Genomic DNA, 24546 nt, shown 5'->3' on the forward strand with positions numbered 1-24546 from the left:
AAACGGCCACCCAAAGGGAGGAACGGGGAATGAGCGGCTTGTTCCAGGGCACGGGAGAAATCCTCAGCGCCCTTTCATCAGGCGATTCATGGATGCTGTCCGAAGCGATGCGCCAACCGGCGATCTGGCCCCTCGGGCTGATCGCCATGCTGGGCGCGGCGGGACTGATCCTGCTGATCTATCAGATCAGCCCGTGGTTCGAGCGCAACTTCGAATCCACCGTGATGGTGATCTCCTATCTCGCCATCGGCGGCATCATCTTCGTCGAGGTCTTTCGCCGCTTCGTGCTGGAACAACAGGCGCCGTGGTCCACGACCCTGCCGCCCTTCCTGTTCCTCATCATGACGTGGTTCGGCTGCGCCTATAACGTCAAGCTGCGCACCCATCTGGCCTTTGCCGAGTTCCGCACCGCCATGCCGCGCGTCGGTCAACTGGCCTGCCTGCTGCTCGATGCGCTGCTCTGGATCGGGTTTTCCTGGGTCGTGGTCGTGACCTCGTCGCGCGTCGTCGCGAATTCGGCGGCGAATTTCCAGATCATGCTGGGCACCGACAATATCATGCAATGGTGGTTCCTGCTTTCGGTGCCGCTGGCCTTCACGATGCTGGTCGCACGGGTGCTCGAAAACCTGCTGATCGACCTTCGCAATTACCGCTCGGGCGAAACGCTGCTCCGGCAAGCCGTGATCGGAGGGGACTGACATGGCCGATTCAACAATCATCACGCTGATTTCACTGGGCGTCACGCTCTTCTTCATGCTCGGCGTGCCGGTCTTTCTGGTGATCGGCTACTGGGTCATCGGCATGTCCTTCTTCCTGGGCATGACGCTCGACAATATCGGCGCCGCGCTGGCGGATGTGTTCACCGACGGCTTCGCCCTGCTGGCGATGCCGCTCTTCATCCTCACCGGCGACCTCATCAACCGCTCCGGCATCGCCCGCAGGCTCAGCGATTTCGCCTATGCCTGCCTCGGCTGGATCCGTGGCGGGCTGGCGATGGCGGCACTCGGGGCCTGTGGCCTCTTCGCCGCGATCTCCGGCTCGAACTCTGCCACCACCGCCACCATCGGCTCGATGCTCCACCCCGAAATGGTCAAGGGCGGCTATGACGAGCGCTTCTCGGCCGCCACAGCAGCGGCGGGCGGCACCGTCGGCATCATCATCCCGCCCTCGATCATCTTCATCGTCTACGGCTTCCTCATGAACCTGCCGATCTCGGACCTCTTCGTCGCCGGGATCATCCCCGGCGCGATGATGGTCGGGGCGATGATGCTCGCCTGCTTCCTGATCTGCTGGCGCAATGGCTGGGGCTTTCTCATTCCGCTGAGCCCGCTGCGTGTCCTCAAGACGGCGATCGGCGCATGGCTCGGCTTCTTCGCCATCGGCCTCGTGCTCTGGGGCATCTATACCGGCAAGTTCTCACCCACCGAGGCCGCCGGCGTCACCGTGGGCTTCTGCGTGATCGTCGGCTTCCTGTGCCTGCCCCTGCACCGTATAACGGGCGGCAGCGCACATACCGACGTGTCGCAGAAATCCATCCCCCAGATGCTCGTGGTGCAAGGCTTCGGCCCGCTCGAACTCCCCTCGATCACCATGCGCTCGGCCCAGATCACCGGCATCCTTGCGCCCCTCATCGCCGTCTCGGTGGTGATGCAGCAGATCCTCTCGGTGCTCGGTGCGCAGGAGGCGATCAGCGGCTTCGTCACCTCGATGGGCGGCTATCACGCGGTGCTCTTCACCTCGATGGCGATCGTCTTCGTCTCGGGCATGGTGCTCGAAAGCCTGCCCGTCACCATCATCCTGGCCCCTATCCTGGCCCCCATCGCCCATTCCGTCGGGGTCGAGCCGGTCCAGTTCGCGGTGATCTTCCTCGTGGGCGCCTCGATCGGCTTCATCACCCCGCCCTACGGGCTCAACCTCTATGTGGCCTCCGGTGTCACTGGCGTTCCCTATTTCAGACTGCTGCGCTATACGGTCCCCTATCTTGTGGCCCTGTTGACGGTCTGGGTTATCGTCGCCCTTGTTCCCAGCCTCTCAACGGCGCTTCTGGCGAACTGACGAGGGGTTTCGCGCATGGATGACGACAGGGCGTCAACGATCCCGACCAACCTTCGGCTCCTCCTGGTGATCGAGGAAATCTCCAAGGCCGGGGTGCCCGTCACCCCGACCGAGGTGAACATCGCTCTCGGCCTGCCCAAACCGACCATCCATCGCCTCTTCGCCACCCTCGAGGAAGAAGGCTTCCTGCAACGCGACATGGACGGGCGGACCTATTCGCCCGGCCCCCGTCTGCGCACCATGTCAGGCGGAATCCTGTCCTCGCTGCGCATCCGCACGGCGCGACAGGCGATCCTGCGCCGCCTCAGCCGCGAGATCGGCGAGACCTGCAACATCGCCCTGCCCGACCGCGATGCGATGACCTATCTCGAACGGGTCGAAACCGAATGGCCGCTGCGCATCCAGCTGCCCATCGGCACGCGGGTGCCCTTCTATTGCACCGCCAGCGGCAAGATGTATCTCAGTTCGCTGACCCGTGCCCATCTTCTGAAATACCTCGCCGCAACGCCGCTCGATGCGCGCACCCCCAACACCCTCACCGACCACGATGCCCTATTCGCCGAACTGCGCGAAATCCGCCAGCAGGGCTATGCGCTCGACCGCGAGGAATTCATGGCCGACATGATCGCCCTCGCCGTGCCGGTGCCCGACACCAACGGGCGGCTGATGGCGACCCTCTCGTTCCATGCCCCGACCCAGCGCTTCACGATCCAGAAGGCGCTCGACTACCTTGACGCAATGCGCCGGGCGGCGGACGACCTTGCCGCGCTGGTCTCGGATACCGATCAGGAATAACCATGCCCGCCCCCTGCCCCCGGCCCCTCTGATGGAGATGCTCGCCGCCAGCGCGATCGTGATGCTTGCCGCGATCCTCCATGCCTGCACGGGCTTCGGCTTTTCGGTGCTGGCCACGCCCTTCCTGTTGCTGGTCTTCGACACCGCCGATGCGATCCAGATCAATATCGCCCTTTCGATCATGATCTCCGTGGTGCTGATGCCCCGCCTTCTGGCCGATATCGACACGGCGCTGCTCTGGCGGCTGCTGGCGGGCGGGATACTGGGCGCCCCGCTGGGGATACTGACCTACGTTTATGCGGATCCCGATCATTTGCGCATGGGCATCGGGCTGTTGCTTCTGGCGTTCACCTTCTTCGTGCTGCGCAAGTTCCGCTTTCGGCGCAGCAACCGGCGCGACGTGCTGACCGGCGCGTTCTCGGGCGCGCTCACCAGCGGGCTGGGAATGCCGGGGCCGCCGCTCATGGTCTATTTCTCGGGCGCGCCGATCCCGCCGCGCGTGCTGCGCAGCACCACGCTCACCTGCTTCCTCATCACCTATTCGATCAGCCTCGCGCTCCAGATCGGGGTCGGCTCGGCCACCGGCGAGGTGCTTCGCGCCTCGCTGATCCTGGCCCCGGCCACCGGCGCGGGCGTGGTCCTGGGGCAGATGCTGTTCACCCGGATCGACACGGCCGTGTTCATGCGCCTGATCTACGGCCTGCTGATCCTGACCGGGCTCTACCTTGTGATCGCCTCCGCGCTGCGGTTCTGACCCCCGCCAATCATCGCCTTGCACTTTCCGTCCATCGCCGCTCATATGGCGCTGGCATGAGACCCTCGACACGCGTGAACCGAACGACCGGCAGTTTGCTGCTCACCATCACCGGGCTGGTGATCCTGCGCGAATGGACACCAAACGCGCTGGCCGACATGATACTGCCCGGACTGGTGATCGTGACCACCCTCCTCCTGGCCCTGCAAACAAGCGCCGGGCGCTATCTCTTCGCCCTGGTCGCCCTCGCGCTGACCGTCGCGCTGGCGCTGGCCAATCCCGACTGGCAGGCGGTGACGCTCAAGGCACTCTATACCGCCGGTTTCATCTGCGCCTTCTTCACTGCTCTCGCCACCCTTCGCTTTGCGGCCGAGACCTCCGCTTCGATCCGCCGCGCCGGTCGCTTTCTCGCACAACAGCCACCGGGGCGGCGCTACCTTGCGCTGACAGTCGGCGGACAGATGTTCGCGCTTCTGCTCAATTACGGGGCCATCGCCCTTCTGGGCAGCCTCGCCACCGCCAGCGCCAACGAGGAACCCGACCCCGAAATCCGCCGCCACCGCACGCGGCGCATGTTGCTGGCGATCCAGCGGGCCTTTACCTCGATGTTGCCCTGGTCGCCGCTCTCCTTCGCCATCGCCATCTCGGTCGCGCTCATTCCCGGCGCGACATGGGCGCAGGCGGTGCTTCCCGGAATCGTCAGCTCGGTGCTGATGGCCGGCACCGGCTGGGCGCTCGATTCGATGTTTCGCCCGACCCTGTCAGGGCCGCGCCCCGCTCCCAAACCGCCCCAGGGCTCATGGGCCTCGATCCTGCCGCTTCTGCTGTTGCTGGCGATCCTCGTCAGCAGCATCACCTTGCTGCATTACGTCACCGACGTGCGCGTGGTCGGGATGGTGATATTGATCGTGCCGTTGATCGCGATGGCATGGATCGCCCTGCAAAGCCGCAGCGCGGAACCCGAACTGCGCATTGCCCGCAGGTTTGCGCGCTACAGCTTTTGCGAATTGCCCAATTACCGCAGCGAGATCCTGTTGCTGATGATGGCCGGCTATATCGGCACCGTCGGCGCGCCCCTGCTCGAACCCCTGCTGACTGGCCTCGGCCTCGATCTGGCGGCCCTGCCCATGCCGCTGGTCCTGGTCGCCTTCGTCTGGCTCATTCCATTGGCCGGACAGATCGGGATGAACCCGATCCTTGCGGTCACGCTGATCGCGCCGCTGGTGCCCCCGGCGGCCGAACTCGGCATTTCGCCCACCGCCCTCATCGTCGCCATCACCGCCGGTTGGGCGCTGAGCGGCGTGACCTCGCCCTTTACCGCAACGACGCTGCTTGTTGGCTCCTTCGCCCGTATCAGCGCGCGCCACGTCGGACTGCGCTGGAACGGGGGCTACTTCCTCCTGACCGCCACGATCCTGTCGGTCTGGGTCGTGATCTACGCCAGCCTCTGACCCGCTCGGTCGCGCCGCCGGTCACGGCGCGACCCTGTACGGAACCGGGGGGTGTTTTGTGCAGATTTCATCGCGCGCCCTGTTAACCCGGCGGCTTTACCGTACCGATACCGACGCGTTACCGACGTGAAACAGACGCAATACCGAAGCATGTTTTCTTTGTTAATCAATGGCTTGTAGGGCGATTCGGCCACTCAGCCCATTTTCTTACCCGGCGGATCGAAGGGCAGGAACTCGACAGCACTCTGCTTGACGGGGGCCGGGAACAATTTCATCAGGTTCAGGATCTCCGGCGGCATCCCGACCGTCACTTCCAGCCCCAGATCATGTGCCTCCGCCGGGGTCAGCGCATAGTCATGGGTCCAGGTCCCCGAAGCCAGCTTGCGCGCCAGCGCCTCGGCCTCGTCACGCTTCATGCGCGGCGTCATGATCTCCACGGCACCCCTTGTCACCTGGTTGATCGCCTTGTCGCTCACATCCGCCAGCACCAGCGCCACATCCGACACATGCTCCACCGGCTTGGCATCCCGCGCCGCCACGATCGAGGCGGCCGAAATCCCCATGATCTGCGGATCGATCGGCCCCAGCATCGAGAACTCTCCCATCACGATTTCATCGGCGGCAAGCGCTATGAGCGTGCCCCCCGACATCGCATAAATGGGAACAAAAACAGTGACTTTCGCGGGATGGGCCTCGACCGCGCGTGCAATCTGCATCGCCGCGATAACAAGCCCGCCGGGGGTGTGAAGCACAAGGTCGATGGGCTTGTCGTCCGGCGTCGCCTTGATCGCCGATATGATGGATTGCGCATCCTCGAGGTCGATCATCCGCGAGACATTGACCCCGAACAGGCTCCGTTTTTCCTGCCGGTGAATCATCGTGATCACCCGGCTGCCGCGCTTGCGCTCGATGCTGCGGATCGCCTGTTCCCGCCGGAACCCGAACACCCTTCCGGCCAGTATCGGTTGCAGGATCATCACTATGAAAACAATAAAGAAAAGGGTCGAGAGGTTGAATTCCATGATCGCTCCGCATCGGGTTCGCACCACTGTCCCTTCAAACTGTCGCAGCAATGGCGCGGGTTGTGAATTGAAAAATCCGCCGATCTGGGGCAAACATCCAGACGGGCACGCGGGTGCGGACCATCCAGGCGGGAACGATACCCGCGCCAAACCCGGCAACAGAGGCATGTGACATGAGACAGGCGATCATTCTTGGTTTGGTGACACTTCTGGCCGGTTGCGGCGGCGGCGGCGACCGCTCGCGCAGCAGCGGTGGCTTTGCAGGCGCAATGCCTTTCGCCTCCGGCCCGCTCAGCCAGGCCTGCATGGTCTCTGGCCGCTCAGCACGCTCCAGCACGCTCTGCGGCTGCATCCAGGCAGCGGCCAACCAGACCCTCAGCGCATCCCAGCAACGCCGCGCCGTCGCCTTCTATACCGACCCCCACAGCGCCCAGGAAATCCGCCAGTCGGACAGCGCCTCGGATCGTCGTTTCTGGCAGGCCTACACGGCCTATGGCGAACGCGCCGAAAGGCTGTGCCGCTAGGGCGTGCCGGTCGGCTCAGCTCTTGAGCCGATAGCCCCGCGCGAACATCCGCCACGCAATGAACGAGACCGCCAGAACCGACCCCAGCCCGACCGCCAGACCCAGCCAGGGCGAACTGTCCGACACGCCGATCATGCCATGCCGCACCCCGTCGATCATGTAGAAGATCGGGTTGAAATGGGTGATTTCGTTCAGGACAGGCGGCAGCGCCTGCACCGAATAGAACGTCCCCGACAGGAACGCCAACGGCGTCACGATAAAGTTGGTAATCGCGGCCATCTGATCGAATTTATTGGCAAAAATTCCCGCTACCATGCCGATCGCCGACAACAGCGCGGCACCAAGCAGAATGAAGGTCAGCATCCATATCGGGTGCACAGGCACGATCCCCAGCACCACCAATTGCCCCAGGGCAACGGCCAGCGCCACGATCAGGCCCCGCCCGACTCCGCCCGCCATGTATCCCAGCACCATCTCGACCGGGCTGAGCGGCGGCATCAGCGTGTCCACGATGTTGCCCTGCACCTTCGAGATGACGATCGAGGACGAGGTATTGGCAAAAGCGTTCTGGATCACCGTCATCATCAGGATGCCCGGCGCGATGAAGGTGGTGAAATCGACCCCCATCACGTCGCCCCGGCGCGGTCCGATGGCGATCGAGAAGATCAGCATGAACAACCCCGCGGTGACCAGCGGCGCCAACAGGGTCTGGGTCCAGACCGAGAGGAAACGCTGCACCTCGCGCGAGGCCAGCGTGTAAAGCCCCAGCCAGTTCACATAGCCGAAGCGGCGTGTGCCCATATCGGTGATTTCGCTCATGCTGTTCCTCCGTTCACGGGTGATTCGATGCCTTGTAACTTACTGGTGAGTGATTAGAATAGGGGCGACTACGGATAGTGCAGGGCGGCGCGGGCAACCGGCCGCCTTTTGAGATAGGAAACAACCATGTCCTGGAGCGACGAACGCGTCGAACTGCTGAAGAAACTATGGGGCGAAGGCCAGTCCGCCAGCCAGATCGCCAAGGAACTTGGCGGCGTCACCCGCAACGCGGTGATCGGCAAGGTGCACCGGCTCGGCCTGTCGAACCGGAACGGGTCGGGCGCAACCGGCGCCGAGAGCGCGACCAAGGCGAAGCCGGCTGCCAAGCCCGAGGCCAAGGCCAAACCCGCCAAGCCCGCGGCCAAACCCGCACCCAAGCCCGCGCCCGAAGCCAAGGAACCCGCAAGCCCCGTGCAGGCGGCACCCGTATCGCGCGCCAAGCAGATCATCCCGGCCGGGCAGCCCCTGCCGCCGCAGCCCTCGGCCAACGAGATCGACCCGGCCGCATTGGCCAAGGTCAGCGAGATCGAAAAGAAAGCCAAGCGGCTGACGCTGATGGAACTGACCGAGCGGACCTGCAAATGGCCCGTGGGCGACCCCGCGACCGAGGATTTCTGGTTCTGCGGGTTGCCCGTTCAGGCAGGGAAACCCTATTGCGAGGCCCATGTCGGCGTCGCCTTCCAGCCGATGAGCAGCCGGCGCGACCGCAAACGCTAAAGTCCCGCGCCGTTGACGACGCACTGATCCCGGAAAGCGTGCCCTGCCCTGCAGCGCACGCTTTTCCTTTTAATCGAACAGTTTAAACAGTTCCTTCTTCAGCTCGTCCTCGACCTTGTCGCGAACCGCGTCCTCGGCCGATTGGCCCTCTTTGATCGTCAGACCCAGTTCCTTTTCGAGCTTGCGGTTCAGTCTCCGTTTCGCCTTCGCCTTGAGCTCTTTCTTCTCTTCCTTGAAGTTGAGGTCGATCGCGGCCTCCAGGTCGGGCTGGATGCGCGGGTTGGCCCAGGAGCCACGGATGCGCACCGGAATGGCAAAGCCCTTGCGGTTCTCACCCTCCAGCAAGGTCGGCGTGAATGTGTAATCGATATCGCGCCCGCCAAGCCCGATGCGCCCCTCGCCGCTGGCCTTTGCGAGCGGCAGGCTCATCGCGAGATCCTTGTTGAACAGATTGCCTTGCTTCATGGTGAAACTGGCGTTGAGGCTGTCAAAAACCGTGGTGCCACCGCTGACATCCCCCGAGCGCATCAGCCGGTCCAGGTCGATCCCTGAAATGACGCCACGCCCCGTGCCAAGCGACCCTTTGCCCTCGAGGCTGTTCATGATCGCATGCAGCGACCGGCCGACACCCAGAAAACTGACCTTGCCGTCGGCCTTGGCCGAGAACCTGGAGATATCGACAGCATCTGACAGGAATGTCTCAAGGTTGATCCCGCTCGCGTCCATATTGCCGCCCACTGACAGGCCCGACCGGTTGTTCAGCACGAACTCGCCTGTGACCAGCCCGTCATAGGCGCGCAGTTCGCGCAGCGCGAAGACAAGGCGCGCGTTGGTGAGGGTCATCAGGACACGGGTCTTTCCAATCGCCAGATCGCCCAGGTCCACGCTGTCGGCGACCAATGCAATCTCGGCATCCGCCAGTCCCAAAGCACTGGCGTCGATCTTGGTCTTCGGCCAGCCATCGGTCGGGACATTGCTTCCGCCGCCACTTCCCGAGCCACCACTTCCCCCGCCACCCTTGGCGCCCCCCCCGGCATCACCTCCTGCGGCCAATGCCGAAAGATCGAGCGCGCCAGCGTTGAGCTGCATGTTGAGCCGCGGCTTTGCGCCGCCGAGGAACACGTCAGCAGCACCGTTCAACCGGTTGTCGTCCAGTGTCAGGGATGTCTCGCGCAAAGAGAGGCGCATATCCTCTGAAACCGTAAGATCCGTATCCAGCACGATGGCGCGACCCAGTCCTCGGGGAACATCGACACCCGGGACACCAAGCGCCGCCAGGAAAGCGGCCGTATTGCCGATATCAGCGCGAAGCCGCCCGCCCAGTTGCGGAACCGTGCTCGCGCGACCGTCAAAGGACAAGCTGCCGCCCTTCGCCTTGATATCCGCCTGAAGGCCGGACACCCCGCCGTCGATAAAGGTGCCCACCTGTGAGAGCTGCCCCGAAACCCGGATGATCTCGCTCGCGTAGCGGGCTGCCGCCTCGAATGTCGCGGCCCCTTCGTAATCCGGCCAGCGCAGGTCAAGATCGATATCCGACAACGCGACCTCGTCGCCGGTGCCATGATCGAGATAGCGCAACGTCGCCTTGGAAATCAGCGCTCGGTCCAGTGTGAGGGCAAGCCGCTCGGAACGCGCAGGTGCGCCGCTGCCACTGCCGTCGCCGCCTCCGGATTGCCCCGAAGGCGCCACGCCCTCGACGCCCAACTCCCAGTTGACGCGCCCGTCCGAGGCGCGTTCCAGCAGAATCCTGGGGTTCACCGCTTCCAACCCGGTGATGCGGATCTCGCCACCAAACAGCGCCGCAGGCTCCACGCCGATCTTCAGACTGTCGGCCTCCAGCATCGGCCCGGCCTTGGACCACGCGGCATTGGCGACGATCACCTCTCCGGTGCTGACCCCCAGAACGGGATACAGGCTGACCTTCGTTTCGCCGCTCATGGTCACGTCGCGACCGGTGGCATTGCTGATCTGCTCGGCGGCGATCTTCGCGATCCGGTCGCCCGGCAACATCAGGAGCGACACCACCACAACCGCGACCAGAACGACTACAAGCCCAATCAGGCGCACCAACACCCGCATCGCGAGACCCCCGTCTTACCTCCCTTCAAGATGTAAGCGGCGACGCTGTTGCGAACAACCGTTTTCCCTTCCCGCGAGGCGCCTGCTGAACTATATGCCCGCCATGAGCACCAATCCCCCTGACCTGCGGCCCGACCTGGCCCGCGCCCGCATCAGCGAAACCAACCGTGCCGGCCAGCCGACCATCGGCATGGTCTCGCTCGGATGTCCCAAGGCACTCGTCGACAGCGAACGCATCCTCACCCGGCTGCGGGCCGAGGGCTATGGCATTTCGCCCGATTATTCGGGGGCCGATGCGGTGATCGTCAATACCTGTGGCTTTCTTGACTCCGCCAAGGCCGAATCCCTCGAGGCGATCGGCGAAGCGTTGAATGAAAACGGCAAGGTCATCGTGACCGGCTGTCTGGGCGCCGACCCGGCATATATCACCGGGGCTCACCCCAAGGTGCTGGCTGTGACCGGCCCTCATCAATACGAACAGGTGCTCGACGCGGTGCATGAAGCCGTTCCGCCCGCGCCCGACCCCTTTGTGGACCTGCTGCCCGCCAGCGGCGTGAAACTGACCCCGCGCCATTACAGCTATCTCAAGATTTCCGAGGGCTGCAATCACAAGTGCCGGTTCTGCATCATCCCGGACATGCGCGGCAGACTGGCCAGCCGCCCGGCCCATGCCGTCCTGCGCGAGGCCGAAAAGCTGGTCGAGAACGGCGTGCGCGAACTTCTGGTCATCAGCCAGGACACCAGCGCTTACGGAGTCGATATCAAGCACGCCGAATCCAATGGCCACCGCGCTCATATCACTGACCTTGCGCGCGACCTTGGCAGCCTTGGTGCCTGGGTGCGGCTGCACTATGTCTATCCCTACCCGCATGTGCGCCAGCTTGTCCCGCTGATGGCCGAGGGGCTGATCCTGCCTTATCTGGACATCCCCTTTCAGCACGCCCATCCCGATACGCTCAAGCGCATGGCACGTCCCGCCGCCGCCGCGCGGACACTGGACGAGATCGCGGCATGGCGGCGCGATTGCCCCGACATCACGCTGCGTTCCACGTTCATCGTCGGCTACCCCGGCGAGACCGAGGACGAATTCCAGACCCTTCTCGACTGGCTGGACGAGGCGCAGCTCGACCGCGTCGGCTGCTTCAAATACGAGAATGTCGAGGGCGCGCGCTCGAACGACCTGCCGGATCATGTGGACCCGGATATCAAGCAGGACCGTTGGGAACGCTTCATGCAGAAGGCGCAGGCGATTTCCGAGGCGAAACTGGCCGCAAAGCTCGGCAGCCACCAACAGGTTATCGTCGACGACATAGATGCCGACGGAATCGCCACCTGCCGGACCAAAGGGGACGCCCCCGAAATCGACGGCTGCCTGTTCATCGATGAAAATACAGCACGCCTGTCGGTGGGTGACATCGTGACCGTCGAGGTCGACGAGGCAGGAGAATACGACCTTTGGGGACGCCTTATCGCTCACGCTTGATCCCTTACGCAAGGTCAACGGACATTTACCGCGCCGGTCTGCTATCATCCAATTGTTTACCTTTCCGTGTCACACCGGAGGCATGATCGACTTGTCCTATCCTGAATACAGCCGCGCCGAGCGCATTGCAGACAGCGTTGTCCATGTTGTCGGCATTTGCGCCGCCATCACCGGCGTGGCCCTGCTGTTCGCGCTTTGGGCCTTTCGCATGGACGGGCCGACACTGGCGGCAACGATCCTTTATTGCGCCGCGCTGATCGTGATGCTGACGGCATCGGCCGCCTATCACATGGCGGCCTACACACCCGCGCGCCCGATCCTGCGGCGGCTGGATCATGCAGCGATCTACGTCAAGATCGCGGGCACCTTCACTCCCCTTGGCGTCATCCTTGGAAGTGCCTTTGGCTATGTCGTGCTGACGATCGTCTGGGGCTGCGCGCTGCTTGGTGCCGCGACCAAACTGATGACCGCACCGGGCAAGATGACCACTGGCTGGCTTCCCTATGTGGCGCTTGGCTGGGCGGGAGTTGCGCTGTTGGTGCCGCTGGCGGGCGTTCTGCCGGGGCTGAGCATCGCCATGATCGTCGCCGGGGGGCTTCTTTATACTGGTGGGGTCGCGTTCTATTGCTGGGAAGGCCTGCGCTTTGCCAATGCGATCTGGCACCTGTTCATCGTTATCGCCTCGGCCTGTTTCTTCATCGGGATCTGGGCCGCGCTGACGCAGGTCGGCTGAGGCGCAGGGCAGGACGACGCGCGGGGCCTTAACAGGTTTGGTGCGCGCGGTTAGGCTGCTCCATGCGACAACGAGGAGCCCCGACATGATCCATGTGAGCACGACCTGCCCCGATCTCGACAGCGCGCGGATGCTGGCCTGCACGGCCTTGCAGGCCCGGCTTGCAGCAAGTGCCAACATCACGCCGGGGATTCGAAGCCTGTTTCACTGGCGCGGCACCATCGAAGAGCAGGAGGAAGTCGGCCTGACCCTCAAGACTCGCGCCGCGCATCGTCAAAGCCTGATGGAGTTGATCGAGGAAGAGCACCCCTGCGACCTGCCGGTCATCATCTGGGAAGAGGTAGGGGCTGGCTCGGATGCGGAGGCTTGGGTCTCGGAGGAGACTGGCGGCGATTGAGAAACGTGCTTGCCCGATCGCCTTGGATCAATGCTCCATCCGGTCGGCCAGCGCATTCAGCACCTCGGCGTTCCAGCAATGATCGGGCGCACATCCAGCACCCTCGGCGCGCGCGGCCAACCATGACTCGCAGGTATCGACATGTGGGCATTTGCGGCATCGCGTGACCAAGTCGGCATAATCCCGCGCACTCAGATGCCCTTGCGCCATTGCCTCGGAAAGGCTGAGGTTCATGGCCCGCGCAACCGACCGTGTCAGCCAGAAATGCAATGTAGGATCACCGAGATACCCGAGTTGCGTTCTCATGAGATTGTCGCCTTCTGTTCCTCGCGCAACCACGTGAATTTAGCGCGGTTGCGACAGCCACTTGGCGGTTCGCCGCCCACTGAGCGATCCTGAAGGCAGTCTTTGCAGGCTTCGACATCTCCGCACATGCGGCAGGAGGCAACCATCGCCGCCCATGACTTGTTGTCGATCCGACCGTCGCGGAATGCCGCGACCAGATCGACCCCTGCAAGACGGGCCATATCGAGAACCAGCCAGTAATGCCGTCGCATATCGCCCAAGGGTGGCATGTCAGGCCCGCTTCCCTGCTTTAAGTCGTTCAAAGAGTTCCCGGTTGCGGCAAATCGGGGGCGGTGCGTCGGCCCCTCCGGCAAATGCCTCCAACCATATTTCGCAGGCCCCGGTGCAGCAGCAGCCTGTGCAGTTCAAAACTGCATCGCTGACGCCGTTGAAATCCAGCTGGCCTTCCATGACTTTCTCTTCGAGATCGATGCCGATGGCGTTGGCCATTCGGTCAACCAGCACCGCGTGGCGCCGGAATGTAGCGGTCTCAGGCATTGGGACCTCCCATATTGACGGCGCATGTGACAGCAGCACCGATCAAAAGGCTATCGCACCGTTCCCGATGCGACCTTGACCTGAGTCAACCGGCCCTCAGCGCCTCGAGATAGGCGTGCACGCAATCCTGAACATGCCGAAACCGGTCTCCGCCAAGTTGCTTTCCACCATACCAGCGAGTCACCACGATCACGTGATCCATCAGCGCTTCGCGTTCCAGCATTCGCAAGATCACCATACCGGCGCCGGATTCGCCGTCATCATTCTTGAGAGGCGTGCCATCGGTCAACAGAACCGCCCAACTGTTATGCGTCGCCTTGGCGAACTTCTTGTCTCGCTTGAGGGTCTTCAGGAAGGCGTCGACCCCGGACTTGTCACCAACCGGCCCGCCCGAGACCGCGTATTTCGATCCCCGGTCGCTGATCACCCCCGTCAGTTGCCGCATCAAAGCTGTGCATCGACCCGGCGGACGGTCTCGATGCGTTGCGCATTGGGCGGATGGGTTCCAAGGAAGCGGTCGCCGGGATCTGGAATGCGCGAGAAGAACGCGGCACCACGAACCGGATCATATCCTGCGCGCTTGGCAATGATGGTTCCAAGCGAATCCGCCTCGAGTTCGTAGTTCTTGGAGTAGGTGCGCGCGCCGACCGTCGCCCCGAGATCCGAGGCGGTCCGCACCGCATCCGAGCCGACGCCAGTCAGTGTGGCAAGCCCACCCAGAAGGATGGCACCGGCCGCCGCGTTCTGCTGCTGGCGCGGGATATGCCCGGCGATGTGGTGGGCGGCTTCGTGGCTGAGAACAAAGGCCAACTCATCGCGGTTGCGCGCCTCGGCGATCATGGCCAGCGTGAAGGCGATGATCGGCCGGCCATTGCGATCGAGCGTCTGGTAGGCGTTCACCGGCTGACCGGGCCGGTCATCGACCACGATGCGGAAATCGCAATTCGAGTTCGGTCCGGTCTGTGCGCGACACACCGCTTCGGCGACGGGTTCGACCGACTCGACGACCGCCACGAACTGATCCACCTTGGCCCGCGTCGGCATGGCGGGTGCGGATGCCGCGGGTTTGGCAGGCTGGCCCGAGGGGCGCTGCGGTTCGACCGTTGACACACATCCAGCAAGTGCAGTCATGAAGAAAAGGGCAATCCAGCGCATCGTCGACCTCGAAATTCGTCTCCACTCCAATGCATTTAGCAGGTTTCGTGTTTCCTGACAGCCCCGTTCACGGCAAGATGGGCGCAGTTGCAAAGACCTGCCAACCCGATAGGTTTAAGAGATGTTTTCAATTGAGCACGAATTCGACTCGACCGTCATCACGCTGGTGGACGAAGGCAACACGCCCCTCCAGGAGGACGTGATCGTGAACGCCTTCGAGGAATGTATCACGATCGAGCAATACGACGCCCGCACCGACCGGGTACAGACCATCACCCTGTCGATGCAGCAGGTCCGCGACCTTGGCGCGGCGCTGAACCTGCCCGAAGGTGTCTATACGCTGCGCCCCGATCAGAAGACCTAGCCGTTCTGGCCTTAGGTGATTTCAAACACCTTGTCGCGGGATTTATGGCCCTGCACCAACACGAGGCGCGATTTGGCAAGGCCAACTGCCTTGGCCAGCAGCTTCTGCACAGCCACGTTGGCCTTGCCGTCTTCGGGGGGCACGGTCACGTAGGCTCGGATCACGCCCTCCTCTTCCGTCAGGCGTTCGCGCGAGGCTTTGGGTGTCACGCGGACGGCGATGCGGGCGCCGGGATGGGCAAGGTGAGAGAGCGGCGTGGCGGTCATGGCGAAGGCATAGCGCGCCTTGCGCGGTTGTGCCAGATGCACGGCTAGGGTTGACCCGCTGCGCTGCTGCGCCGACATGTAGGCGCGACACTCCAGATGGACAGGACAATCATGGCCGATCAGACCCCGCCACCCGCACTTGCGTTTCTCCTGAGCCGCCGCTCATGCCCGGCCAAGACATTGGGTTTGCCGGTGCCGGAACGCGATGCCTTGCTGCAATTGCTGACCGCCGCCGCCCGCTGCCCCGACCACGGAAAGCTGGAGCCCTGGCGTTTTATTGTCCTTGAAAACAAGGCACTTTCGCGCCTTGGCGAACTGACGGCGGCAAGAGGGATGTCGCTGGGACGGGACGAGGCCGAGATCACCAAGGGCCGCAAGCAGTTCGATGACAGTCACTTGGCGGTGGCGGTGATCGAGGTGCAGAAGGACTCGGAAAAGATCCCGCCGATCGAACAGACATATTCGGCCGGGGGGGTTTGCCTGTCGCTGCTCAATGCGGCGTTGGCCGCGGGTTGGGGGGCCAATTGGCTGAGCGGATGGCCTGCGCATGACCGCGGATTCGTCGAGGTCGGGCTTGGCTTGAATGGCCATGAACGCGTTGCCGGCTTCATCCATATCGGCACCCCGAGTGCGACACCGCCCGAACGGCCAAGGCCCGATTTGGAGCAGATCACGACATGGGTGACGGAATGATTTTATCTTCTTTTTTCAAAGCCTTGGCGCAACTTTCCGACCCTCGTTTCCGGGCTGTTCTTTGGCGCGGAATCGGGCTGACGCTTTTGCTGTTGGGGGGGCTGACGGCGGTTCTGGTCTGGGGTGTAGGCTGGCTCGTCGGGGATGCGGTAACGCTGCCGCTGCTTGGCGAGGTGCAATGGGTGGACAATGTACTGAGCTGGGCCTTTCTGGCGCTGATGATCGTTCTGTCGGTGTTCCTGATGGTGCCGGTCGCATCGGGCGTGGTGTCGATGTTCCTTGACGAGGTCGCCGAGGCGGTGGAGCGACGCCACTACCCCGCCCTGCCCAAGGTAGCGGGCACACCCCTGAAGGATGAGATCATCGACGGACTGTCGGCCATGGGCGTGCTGATCGTGGCCAACATATTGGCCATTCTGCTGACCCTCATACTACCCATAGCGGGTTTGCCGGTATTCTTTGCAGTCAACGGATACCTGTTGGGGCGCGAGTATTTCACCGTCGCGGCGATGCGGCGGGTGGGGCGCAAGCGGGCGCTGGAATTGCGGCGGCGTCACGGAGTCACGATCTGGCTGGCGGGGGTACTGATGGCGGCGCCGCTGATGGTGCCGATCCTGAATCTGGTGGTGCCGATCCTGGGGGCGGCAACCTTCACGCATATTTTCCACCGCTTGCAGGGAAAGATGAACGAATCGGGGCAACCCTCCGGTTAACAAGGAAAATCCGCTTTCGGCATTGCGACGGTATCGCATCGGTATCACGTCGGTATCGCGCACCGACCGGGCATCGGGTTAACAGGGCGCGCGTACAGAACCGCGCCCCGTTTGGTACAAGGCCCTCACCCTATTCCTTGTTGCTTTCGCTATACCACATGCTGCCGCCCGGCCCCATGCGGTCGAACATGTCGATGTCGCGCACCGACACCACGCCCATGATGATCCCGCCGCCGATGATCCCCCAGAGCGCGGCCGCGACGGCGGTGGTGATCACGGCCTTCTTCTTGAGATTGTGATGTTCGGGCGACCCGGCATGGGTGCCGGGCACGATCTTGTTCAGGTCGCCCTGGGTCTGAATCCGGATCGGGATCACGATCAGGAAGGTCAGGAACCAGAGCACCATATAGAGGACGATGGCAGAGGCGATGCCCATCAGACCTGCTCCAGCTCGACGAGCGTGCCCTGGAAATCCTTGGGATGGAGGAACAGCACCGGCTTGCCATGAGCGCCGATCTTGGGCTCGCCATTACCCAACACACGCGCGCCACTGGCCTTGAGCTTATCGCGGGCGGCAATGATGTCCTCGACCTCGTAGCAGACATGATGAATGCCCCCTGACGGGTTCTTTTCGAGAAACCCGTTGATCGGGCTGTCATCGCCGAGGGGGTAGAGCAGCTCGATCTTGGTATTGGGCAGTTCGATGAAGATGACGGTGACGCCGTGATCGGGTTCGTCCTGCGGGTCGCCGACCTTGGCGCCGAGCGCGTTGCGATAGAGATCCGCGGCGGCATCGAGATCCGGCACGGCGATGGCGACATGGTTGAGGCGTCCGATCATGGTCCACTCCTGCTTGGCGTTTGGCCTGTTATGGGGTCGCAGACCACGTGAGGCAAGCGACAGGGCGACGCAACCCCTCCATTAACCCATCGTTATCCTTGATCGGGCTAGCCTGATTCCACCTTCAGTTGCCAGAGGACGAATCCATGGACGATCGCCACGCATCCCCGCCCCCCCACACGCAATACGGTCTGCCCACATCGAGCCGCCCGCTATTGGGGCTCACGATCCTCGTCGTTGAGGACAGCCGCTTTGCCAGCGAGGCGATCCGCCTGATGTGCATGCATAGCGGCGCACGGCTCAGGCGGGCCGATTGCATCGCCTCGGCGCGCCGTCATCTCAAGGTCTACCGCCCCTCGGCGATCATCGTGGATATCGGGCTGCCGGACGGGTCGGGCCTTGACCTGATCCGGGAACTGGCCGTCACGAAGCCGCGGATCGGCGTGATCCTTGGGCTGAGCGCGGATGACCGCGCCCCTGAGAAGGCCGCGAAGGCGGGGGCCGATGGCTGCCTGCTGAAGCCGCTCGACAGTCTGGCGCTGTTTCAGCGCGAGATCGTGGCCCACCTGCCCGCGGACCGCCAGCCCGCTTTCCCGCGTGCGGTGCGCGACGAGCCGATCAGGCCGGACCGGCGCGCCTATCATGAGGACATCACCCATATCGCCGACCTTCTGGACGATCAGCCCGAAAGCCGGATCCTGGACTACGTGGCGCAGTTTCTGCGCGGTGTCGCCCTTTCGGCGCAGGACACGCCCCTTGCGGAGGCGGCGCAGGCCTTTGTGCAAAGCCGCCGCAATGGTGCGCCGGGCGATGATCTGGCGGTGCTGGCGCATCTGAGGGCATTGGTGCATGACCGGCTGCATGACCGTGCGGTGATCTGAATCCGCGATCCTTAAACGGTGCTAAAGCCCTGCCACCTCGGCCTCGCCCGCAGCGACAAGCGGCGCGGTCAGGTCGCTCAGGCTTTGCATCTGTGCACCGCCGGCGTCGAAATTGCCGGGGTCGAGCCAGGTCTCGTAGGCAGCGCGAAGCTGCGGCCAGTCGCGGTCGATCACCGCGAACCAGGCCGTATCGCGGTTGCGCCCCTTGACGATGGTGGCCTGGCGAAACACGCCCTCAAAGGCGAAGCCGAAGCGCCGTGCGGCCCGGCGAGAGGGCGCGTTGAGCGCATCGCATTTCCATTCAAAGCGTCGATACCCCGCATCGAAAGCCCATTGCATCATGAGGTAGATCGCCTCGGTCGCGGCGCGGGTGCGTTGCAGTGCGGGCGACATGGCGATGAAGCCGACCTCGATCGATCCGACAGCCGGGTCGATGCGCAGAAAGGACGCGAACCCCACCCAAGCGCCGCTGTCGCCGTCGCGGATCGCGTAGAACATCGGATCGTCGCGCGTGGCCGCCTGAACGAGCCAATCCTGGAATGCCTCGAGCGAGGCAAAAGGCCCGACCGGCATGTAATCCCAGACCCAGTCATGCCCTTCATAGGCCGCAAAAAGCGGCGCGGCATGGTCGGGGGAAAGCCGTTCAAGCAGGGTATAACGGCCTTCGATCCGCGCAGGGCCGGGGCGCGGCGGGGCTTGCCATTCCTTGACGGGCGGGCCGACGGGACGATCTGACATGGGGCTTCCTTTCGGGGCTTGCGCTGCGCCGCAGGTTAGGAGGGCGCAAGCCGAATGGAAAGGGCGCGCAACGATGGCGCGCCCTTTCCCTTGATCGATGCCGGTTTTGGTGCCGGTGTCAGTCCTGCTGTTCGATCACCCGCAGGCTCAGTTCCATCAGCTGCTCGCTGCTGGCCTCGGAGGGGGCATTCATCATCAGGTCTTCGGCGCGCTGGTTCATCGGGAACATGATGACCTCGCGGATATTCTGTTCATTGGCCAGAAGCATCACGATCCGGTCGATCCCCGCCGCGCAGCCGCCGTGGGGCGGCGCCCCGTATTGGAAGGCGTTGACCAGGCCGCCAAAGCGCTTGTGGACCTCGGCCTCGTCATAGCCGGCCAGTTCAAACGCCTTGATCATGATATCGAGCTGGTGGTTACGGATCGCACCCGAAACCAGCTCGTAGCCGTTGCAGGCCAGGTCATACTGGTAGCCCAGAACATCCAGCGGATCGCCATCGAGCGCGTCGATCCCGCCCTGAGGCATCGAGAACGGGTTGTGCGAGAAATCCACCGCGCCGGTCTCGTCGTCCTTTTCATACATCGGGAAATCGACGACCCAGCAGAAGGCGAAGCGGTCTTTCTCGGTGAGGCCCAGTTCCTCGCCGATGACGTTGCGGGCGCGCCCGGCGACGGATTCGAAGGTCTGCGGTTTGCCGCCCAGGAAGAAGGCCGCGTCGCCCTTGCCAAGGCCGAGTTGCTGGCGGATCGCCTCGGTGCGTTCAGGACCGATATTCTTGGCCAGCGGGCCTGCGGCCTCGATGCCGTTCTCGCCGTCGCGCCAGAAGATGTAGCCCATGCCCGGCAGGCCTTCTTTCTGGGCGAAGGCGTTCATGCGGTCGCAGAACTTGCGGCTGCCGCCGGTGGGGGCGGGGATGGCGCGGATCTCTGTGCCGTCCTGTTCCAGCAGCTTGGCGAAGATGGCAAAGCCAGAGCCGCGGAAATGCTCGGAGACGTCCTGCATCTTGATCGGGTTGCGCAGGTCGGGCTTGTCGGTGCCATACCAGAGTGCCGCATCACGATAGGAAATATGCGGCCAGTGCTTGTCGACCTTGTGACCGCCGCCGAATTCCTCGAACACCGATTCCAGCACCGGCTGGATCGTATCGAACACGTCCTGCTGTTCGACAAAGCTCATTTCCATGTCGAGCTGGTAGAAATCGGTGGGCGAGCGGTCGGCGCGGGGGTCTTCGTCGCGGAAACAGGGTGCGATCTGGAAATAGCGGTCAAAGCCCGAGACCATGATCAGCTGCTTGAAGAGCTGCGGCGCCTGGGGCAGCGCATAGAACCGGCCCGGGTGCAGGCGCGACGGCACCAGGAAGTCGCGTGCGCCCTCGGGGCTGGAGGCGGTGATGATCGGCGTCTGGTATTCGCGGAAACCCGTGTCCCACATGCGCCGGCGGATCGAGGCGACCACGTCCGACCGCAGGGTCATGTTGCGTTGCATCTCTTCGCGGCGAAGGTCGAGATATCGATAGCGCAGGCGCGTTTCCTCGGGATATTCTTGATCGCCAAACACCATAAGTGGCAGCTCCTTGGCGCTGCCGAGCACTTCGAGGTCGCGGATATAGACCTCGATCTCGCCGGTGGGGATCTTGGGATTGATCAGGTTGTCGGCACGGGCCTTCACCTCGCCGTCGATGCGCACGCACCATTCCGAGCGCAGCGCCTCGACCTCGGCGAACACGGGACTGTCGGGATCGCAGAGAACCTGCGTCATGCCGTAGTGATCGCGCAGGTCGATGAACAGGACGCCGCCGTGGTCGCGGATACGGTGGACCCACCCGGAAAGGCGGACCGTGTCGCCCACATTCGATTTGTCGAGTTCGGCGCAGGTATGGCTGCGGTAAGCGTGCATGGCGTCCTCTCTGGCCCGGCGGGCTTCGTGGCTTGGATTGCGCCGATACACCTTGGCAGCGGCGCAAAGTCAAGGGGCGGGCGGGCGTCCAGGCGGGAGGCGGTGCGCAAAACCATTTACAGGCCGCGATTTGTCGGCAAAAATACCCCTCATCGAGCAGGACCCGGCATGACCGGGATCAGAACCGGCAGGTTTCACTTCACGATACGAGTGCGCCCATTTCGGCGAGCAACGATCGAGGGTGAGACATGTGGATCAAGATACTGGACAGGTTCCTTTCGCATCTGTTTCGCGGCGGGGACCTGAAGCTGACCTTTCCCGATGGCAGCACCGGCCATTATGGCGATGGAACCGGGCCGAGTGTGGCGGTGAGCCTGCACGACGGCACCCTGCCCCGCAAGATTGTGCTGTCGCCCGACATGGCCGTGGGCGAAGCCTATATGGACGGGCGGCTGACCATCGAGGATGACGATCTTTACGGTTTTCTGGGGCTGGCGATCCGCAACATAGCGCAGAATGGCCAGCCTTGGTTCCGCAAGCCGCTGGTGGCCGGTCGTCACCTTCTGCGCCACCTTGACCAGTTCAACCCGATGACGCGGTCAAGACAGAACGTGGCGCATCATTATGACCTTTCGGGCGCGCTTTACGATTTGTTCCTCGATACAGACCGGCAATATTCCTGCGCCTATTTCCGCGATCCAGACATGACGCTGGAACAGGCGCAGGAAGCCAAGAAGCACCATATCGCGGGCAAGCTGCTGATCGAGCCGGGGATGCGGGTGCTGGATATCGGTTGTGGCTGGGGCGGCATGGGGCTGACGCTGGCGCGCGATTACGGCGCCGAGGTTGTCGGTGTCACCCTGTCGCGCGAACAGCACGCGATGGCCAATGCCCGGGCCCGGGAAGCGGGCCTTGCCGACAGGGCGAAGTTCGAGCTGACGGATTACCGCAAGGTCGAGGGAAAGTTCGACCGCGTCGTCTCGGTCGGAATGTTCGAGCATGTGGGCGTGCCCCATTACAGCACTTATTTCCGCAATGTCGCGCAGCGCCTGACACCGGATGGCGTGGCGCTGATCCACACGATCGGGCGGGCCGAGCCACCCGGCACGACAAGCCCCTGGATCGCCAAATACATCTTTCCCGGCGGTTATGTTCCGGCCCTGTCCGAGGTCACGAAGTCGATCGAGAAACAGGACCTTTTCACGACCGATATCGAGATATGGCGGCTGCACTACGCCATGACCCTGAAACACTGGCATGATCGTTTCATGGCCAATATCGACAAGGCCCGCGCGCTATATGACGAGCGGTTCTGCCGGATGTGGCGCTATTACCTGGTGGCGTGCGAGCTGACCTTCAGGCTGAACCGGCAGGTGGTGTTCCAGTTCCAGCTTTCGCCAAGACAGGAGGCCGTGCCGCTGACGCGCGACTATCTTTACGATGGCGATGACGCCGGGATGCGCCACGCCGCGGAGTGACGCTTAGCAGAGCCGCGCGGCGATCAGTCCGCGCAGGGAATTGCCCAGGAATACCGCTGCGGGCGCGCGCAGATCGCCCGGACGCAGCACAGCTTGACGTGCGCGCCCGCTGGCGAGCAGTTCTTCGCGCAGGATGCCGGGCAGGACGCCCGAGGAAAGCGGCGGCGTGAGCAACACCCCGGTTCCGGGATCGACGAACAGGTTGGTGATCGTGCCCTCGCAAAGCTCGTCGCGTTCATTGAGGAAGAGCAGCTCGTCGATATCATCGGGCATGTCGGCACGCATGGAATCGTATAGCGCGCGCTCGGTGGTCTTCAGCCCAAGCCAGGGATCGGCGGAGGAGAGCCGAGCCGTCGCCAGCCCCAGGCGCCAGACATGATCAGGCGGGAGCGGTGTGAACGGACAGGCGGCGAGGTCCGCCTGCCCGTCGCGTGCAATGGTCAGGCGCAGGCGTTGGGGTGCGTCGCCCCTGACGCCATCAAGCGCGCGTTCCACGCCGCGTGGCGCGATCCCCAGCCGTGCCGCGCTGCGCGCAAGCCGCGCAAGGTGGCGGGCGCGGCGGTGGACACCCTTATCAGGCGTCCAGAGCATCGTTTCGATCAGCCGGAAGTCATCGGCAGGCGGCGGGCGAAGCGGGCCTTCCATAGCGCCTCCTCGTATTCGGATTCGGCGGTGCTGTCATAAACGACCCCGCCGCCCACATTGAGCGTCACCTGCCCATTCTCGACCAGCAGCGTCCGGATCGCCACGTTGAACTCCGAGCTTCCGTCCGGTGCGGCCCAGCCGATGGTGCCGCAATAGATCTCGCGCGCGCCGGGTTCGAGCGCGGCAAGGATCTCCATCGCGCGCAGCTTGGGCGCGCCGGTGATCGAGCCACAGGGAAACAGCGCATGGAAGATATCGGAAAGGCCCCGCCCCGATTGCATCCGTCCAGTCACAAGCGAGGTCATCTGGTGGACGGTCTCGTAGCTTTCCACCTTGAAGAGTTCCGGTACCCGCACACTGCCGGGGGTGCAGATTCGGCTGATATCGTTGCGCAGCAGATCGACGATCATCAGGTTCTCGGCACGATTCTTTTCGTCGGTGGCCAGGAACATCTTGCGATGCACATCCTCGGCGGGGTCGTCGCTGCGAGGCTGTGTGCCCTTCATCGGGCGGGTTTCGATACCGCCATCGGCATCGGTGCGAAAGAACAGCTCGGGCGAGCGCGACAGGATCGCGGGCAGATCGTCCGCGTCGATGAGCGCGCCATAGCGCACCGGCTGCACCCCGCAAAGCGCGGCGTAAAGCGCCTCGGGGTGCGCGCCGGTCCGCATGGTCAGGGGAAAGGTCAGGTTGGCCTGATAGATATCCCCCGCGCAGATATAGTCATGCACGACCTGAAAGGCCGCGGCGTAGTCGGCCTCGGACCAGAGCGGGCGCATGTCGGAAAGCCCGGCAGGCGCGGGGGTAAGCGGCGGCGCGGCGGCGGGCGCGTCGTAGACCCCGAAATGCAGGAGCGGCAGGCGGCGGGATTCGGGCATGAGCCGTGCGAGGCGCGGTTCCAGGGCATAGCCCAGTTCATAACTGGCGAAACCGGCAAGCCAGGCGCCATCTGCGCGCGCAACGTCAAGCGCGGCCATTGCATCGGGCACCTCATCGGGATGCGACGCGCTGATGATCCGCCGAGGGGCCGCGAAAGCGGCGGCGCTGCCACCGGGTCCATGATCGAAGCGAATCTGCAACGGATGCCCCCTGCCTTTGCCGTGGTGGGTGGTGTCTAAAGCCTGAGCGCCCGTTTGACACCCTCAAAAGCGGCCATTGGCCCCGGTTTTGCGATCCCCCTTGCAAGCCTGCGTATGATGGATAT

30 protein-coding genes are annotated in these 24546 nt (G+C 63.5%); 15 read left to right on the forward strand and 15 right to left on the reverse strand.

Translation table 11 applies throughout. The features are described 5' to 3' along the window. Window positions 1-29: 29 nt before the first annotated feature. From ROH8110_RS14415 to ROH8110_RS14435, 5 genes are read left to right on the forward strand one after another with little or no spacing between them, the layout of a single operon-like run. Window positions 30-698 carry a TRAP transporter small permease gene (locus ROH8110_RS14415; RefSeq protein WP_085818405.1) on the forward strand — a complete coding sequence of 223 codons (669 nt, stop codon included), beginning with the start codon at window positions 30-32 and terminating at the stop codon, window positions 696-698. A 1-nt stretch (window position 699) separates the two neighbouring features. Next, window positions 700-2055, forward strand: coding sequence for a TRAP transporter large permease (locus tag ROH8110_RS14420; RefSeq protein WP_085818406.1), 1356 nt, complete (start codon window positions 700-702; stop codon window positions 2053-2055). 15 nt (window positions 2056-2070) lie between these two features. Next, the gene (locus ROH8110_RS14425) at window positions 2071-2850 is read left to right on the forward strand and encodes an IclR family transcriptional regulator (protein WP_085818530.1); all 780 of its coding nucleotides are present in this window, start codon (window positions 2071-2073) and stop codon (window positions 2848-2850) included. A gap of 31 nt (window positions 2851-2881) precedes the next feature. Continuing rightward, window positions 2882-3604, forward strand: coding sequence for a sulfite exporter TauE/SafE family protein (locus tag ROH8110_RS14430; RefSeq protein WP_170156514.1), 723 nt, complete (start codon window positions 2882-2884; stop codon window positions 3602-3604). 56 nt (window positions 3605-3660) lie between these two features. Further along, a complete protein-coding gene (locus ROH8110_RS14435; protein ID WP_085818408.1) occupies window positions 3661-5055 on the forward strand; it encodes a hypothetical protein in 1395 nt (464 codons plus the stop codon). Window positions 5056-5249: 194 nt separating this feature from the next. Here ROH8110_RS14435 and ROH8110_RS14440 read toward each other — a convergent pair whose 3' ends face one another. After that, window positions 5250-6077, reverse strand: coding sequence for an SDH family Clp fold serine proteinase (locus ROH8110_RS14440; protein ID WP_085818409.1), 828 nt, complete (start codon window positions 6075-6077; stop codon window positions 5250-5252). A 173-nt stretch (window positions 6078-6250) separates the two neighbouring features. On the opposite strand from ROH8110_RS14440, the gene ROH8110_RS14445 reads away from it, so the two are divergent. Further along, window positions 6251-6601, forward strand: a complete 351-nt coding sequence (locus ROH8110_RS14445) for a hypothetical protein (protein WP_085818410.1) — start codon at window positions 6251-6253, stop codon at window positions 6599-6601. 15 nt (window positions 6602-6616) lie between these two features. Here ROH8110_RS14445 and ROH8110_RS14450 read toward each other — a convergent pair whose 3' ends face one another. Beyond that, entirely contained in the window at window positions 6617-7420 is an 804-nt protein-coding gene (locus ROH8110_RS14450) for an ABC transporter permease (protein WP_085818411.1), read from the reverse strand. A 126-nt stretch (window positions 7421-7546) separates the two neighbouring features. Here ROH8110_RS14450 and ROH8110_RS14455 point away from each other — a divergent pair, with 126 nt between their 5' ends. Further along, the gene (locus ROH8110_RS14455; RefSeq protein ID WP_085818412.1) at window positions 7547-8137 is read left to right on the forward strand and encodes a GcrA family cell cycle regulator; all 591 of its coding nucleotides are present in this window, start codon (window positions 7547-7549) and stop codon (window positions 8135-8137) included. Between the two features lie 69 nt (window positions 8138-8206). On the opposite strand, the gene ROH8110_RS14460 is transcribed toward ROH8110_RS14455, so the two are convergent. Next, window positions 8207-10216 (reverse strand): AsmA family protein, encoded by a 2010-nt coding sequence (locus ROH8110_RS14460; protein ID WP_085818413.1) that lies wholly within the window; start codon window positions 10214-10216, stop codon window positions 8207-8209. Between the two features lie 103 nt (window positions 10217-10319). On the opposite strand from ROH8110_RS14460, the gene rimO reads away from it, so the two are divergent. From rimO to cutA, 3 genes are all read left to right on the forward strand, one after another. Next, the gene (gene rimO / locus ROH8110_RS14465) at window positions 10320-11699 is read left to right on the forward strand and encodes a 30S ribosomal protein S12 methylthiotransferase RimO (RefSeq protein ID WP_085818531.1); all 1380 of its coding nucleotides are present in this window, start codon (window positions 10320-10322) and stop codon (window positions 11697-11699) included. Between the two features lie 82 nt (window positions 11700-11781). After that, window positions 11782-12432 (forward strand): PAQR family membrane homeostasis protein TrhA, encoded by a 651-nt coding sequence (gene trhA / locus ROH8110_RS14470; protein ID WP_085818414.1) that lies wholly within the window; start codon window positions 11782-11784, stop codon window positions 12430-12432. 85 nt (window positions 12433-12517) lie between these two features. Then, window positions 12518-12829, forward strand: a complete 312-nt coding sequence (gene cutA, locus ROH8110_RS14475; RefSeq protein ID WP_085818415.1) for a divalent-cation tolerance protein CutA — start codon at window positions 12518-12520, stop codon at window positions 12827-12829. 27 nt (window positions 12830-12856) lie between these two features. Here the strand turns inward: cutA and ROH8110_RS14480 are convergent, their stop codons facing one another. The 5 genes from ROH8110_RS14480 to ROH8110_RS14500 all read right to left on the reverse strand — a co-directional run bounded on the left by ROH8110_RS14480 (window position 12857) and on the right by ROH8110_RS14500 (window position 14827). Further along, a complete protein-coding gene (locus ROH8110_RS14480) occupies window positions 12857-13135 on the reverse strand; it encodes a DUF6455 family protein (RefSeq protein ID WP_085818416.1) in 279 nt (92 codons plus the stop codon). After that, window positions 13132-13404 (reverse strand): DUF6455 family protein, encoded by a 273-nt coding sequence (locus ROH8110_RS14485; protein WP_085818417.1) that lies wholly within the window; start codon window positions 13402-13404, stop codon window positions 13132-13134. Before ROH8110_RS14485 ends, ROH8110_RS14480 begins: the two co-directional genes overlap by 4 nt. Before the next feature lies 1 nt (window position 13405). Next, window positions 13406-13672, reverse strand: coding sequence for a DUF6455 family protein (locus ROH8110_RS14490; RefSeq protein ID WP_085818418.1), 267 nt, complete (start codon window positions 13670-13672; stop codon window positions 13406-13408). 85 nt (window positions 13673-13757) lie between these two features. Next, a complete protein-coding gene (locus ROH8110_RS14495; RefSeq protein WP_085818419.1) occupies window positions 13758-14117 on the reverse strand; it encodes a YigZ family protein in 360 nt (119 codons plus the stop codon). Continuing rightward, window positions 14117-14827 (reverse strand): M48 family metallopeptidase, encoded by a 711-nt coding sequence (locus ROH8110_RS14500; RefSeq protein ID WP_085818420.1) that lies wholly within the window; start codon window positions 14825-14827, stop codon window positions 14117-14119. The genes ROH8110_RS14495 and ROH8110_RS14500 overlap by 1 nt, the downstream gene beginning before the upstream one ends. Window positions 14828-14948: 121 nt before the next feature. Here ROH8110_RS14500 and ROH8110_RS14505 point away from each other — a divergent pair, with 121 nt between their 5' ends. Beyond that, window positions 14949-15191 (forward strand): DUF8831 family protein, encoded by a 243-nt coding sequence (locus tag ROH8110_RS14505; protein ID WP_085818421.1) that lies wholly within the window; start codon window positions 14949-14951, stop codon window positions 15189-15191. Between the two features lie 11 nt (window positions 15192-15202). On the opposite strand, the gene ROH8110_RS14510 is transcribed toward ROH8110_RS14505, so the two are convergent. Beyond that, entirely contained in the window at window positions 15203-15457 is a 255-nt protein-coding gene (locus ROH8110_RS14510) for a DUF167 domain-containing protein (RefSeq protein WP_085818532.1), read from the reverse strand. Between the two features lie 111 nt (window positions 15458-15568). Between ROH8110_RS14510 and ROH8110_RS14515 the strand changes: the two genes are divergently transcribed. After that, the gene (locus ROH8110_RS14515; RefSeq protein ID WP_085818533.1) at window positions 15569-16150 is read left to right on the forward strand and encodes a nitroreductase family protein; all 582 of its coding nucleotides are present in this window, start codon (window positions 15569-15571) and stop codon (window positions 16148-16150) included. Next, window positions 16147-16863: an EI24 domain-containing protein gene (locus ROH8110_RS14520; protein ID WP_170156515.1), complete on the forward strand. Its 717-nt coding sequence runs from the start codon at window positions 16147-16149 to the stop codon at window positions 16861-16863. The genes ROH8110_RS14515 and ROH8110_RS14520 overlap by 4 nt, the downstream gene beginning before the upstream one ends. Before the next feature lie 130 nt (window positions 16864-16993). On the opposite strand, the gene ROH8110_RS14525 is transcribed toward ROH8110_RS14520, so the two are convergent. Together ROH8110_RS14525 and mce are read right to left on the reverse strand one after the other, a co-directional pair. Next, complete coding sequence (locus tag ROH8110_RS14525) at window positions 16994-17299, reverse strand: DUF1467 family protein (protein WP_085818423.1); 306 nt, start codon at window positions 17297-17299, stop codon at window positions 16994-16996. After that, a complete protein-coding gene (gene mce, locus ROH8110_RS14530; RefSeq protein WP_085818424.1) occupies window positions 17299-17703 on the reverse strand; it encodes a methylmalonyl-CoA epimerase in 405 nt (134 codons plus the stop codon). The genes ROH8110_RS14525 and mce overlap by 1 nt, the downstream gene beginning before the upstream one ends. A 146-nt stretch (window positions 17704-17849) precedes the next feature. Here mce and ROH8110_RS14535 point away from each other — a divergent pair, with 146 nt between their 5' ends. Then, window positions 17850-18584, forward strand: a complete 735-nt coding sequence (locus tag ROH8110_RS14535) for a response regulator (protein WP_085818425.1) — start codon at window positions 17850-17852, stop codon at window positions 18582-18584. A gap of 21 nt (window positions 18585-18605) precedes the next feature. On the opposite strand, the gene ROH8110_RS14540 is transcribed toward ROH8110_RS14535, so the two are convergent. Together ROH8110_RS14540 and aspS are read right to left on the reverse strand one after the other, a co-directional pair. Further along, window positions 18606-19322: a GNAT family N-acetyltransferase gene (locus ROH8110_RS14540; protein ID WP_085818426.1), complete on the reverse strand. Its 717-nt coding sequence runs from the start codon at window positions 19320-19322 to the stop codon at window positions 18606-18608. A gap of 118 nt (window positions 19323-19440) precedes the next feature. Beyond that, window positions 19441-21219 carry an aspartate--tRNA ligase gene (gene aspS / locus ROH8110_RS14545; RefSeq protein WP_085818427.1) on the reverse strand — a complete coding sequence of 593 codons (1779 nt, stop codon included), beginning with the start codon at window positions 21217-21219 and terminating at the stop codon, window positions 19441-19443. 248 nt (window positions 21220-21467) lie between these two features. Between aspS and ROH8110_RS14550 the strand changes: the two genes are divergently transcribed. Then, window positions 21468-22697: an SAM-dependent methyltransferase gene (locus tag ROH8110_RS14550; protein WP_085818428.1), complete on the forward strand. Its 1230-nt coding sequence runs from the start codon at window positions 21468-21470 to the stop codon at window positions 22695-22697. Window positions 22698-22700: 3 nt separating this feature from the next. On the opposite strand, the gene ROH8110_RS14555 is transcribed toward ROH8110_RS14550, so the two are convergent. Together ROH8110_RS14555 and ROH8110_RS14560 are read right to left on the reverse strand one after the other, a co-directional pair. Then, window positions 22701-23342 carry an aminotransferase class IV family protein gene (locus ROH8110_RS14555; protein ID WP_085818429.1) on the reverse strand — a complete coding sequence of 214 codons (642 nt, stop codon included), beginning with the start codon at window positions 23340-23342 and terminating at the stop codon, window positions 22701-22703. Beyond that, complete coding sequence (locus tag ROH8110_RS14560; RefSeq protein ID WP_085818430.1) at window positions 23297-24421, reverse strand: aminodeoxychorismate synthase component I; 1125 nt, start codon at window positions 24419-24421, stop codon at window positions 23297-23299. Before ROH8110_RS14560 ends, ROH8110_RS14555 begins: the two co-directional genes overlap by 46 nt. Between the last annotated feature and the right edge of the window lie 125 nt (window positions 24422-24546).

Source organism: Roseovarius halotolerans, assembly GCF_900172255.1.
In the GTDB taxonomy this organism is placed as follows: Bacteria; Pseudomonadota; Alphaproteobacteria; order Rhodobacterales; family Rhodobacteraceae; genus Roseovarius; species Roseovarius halotolerans.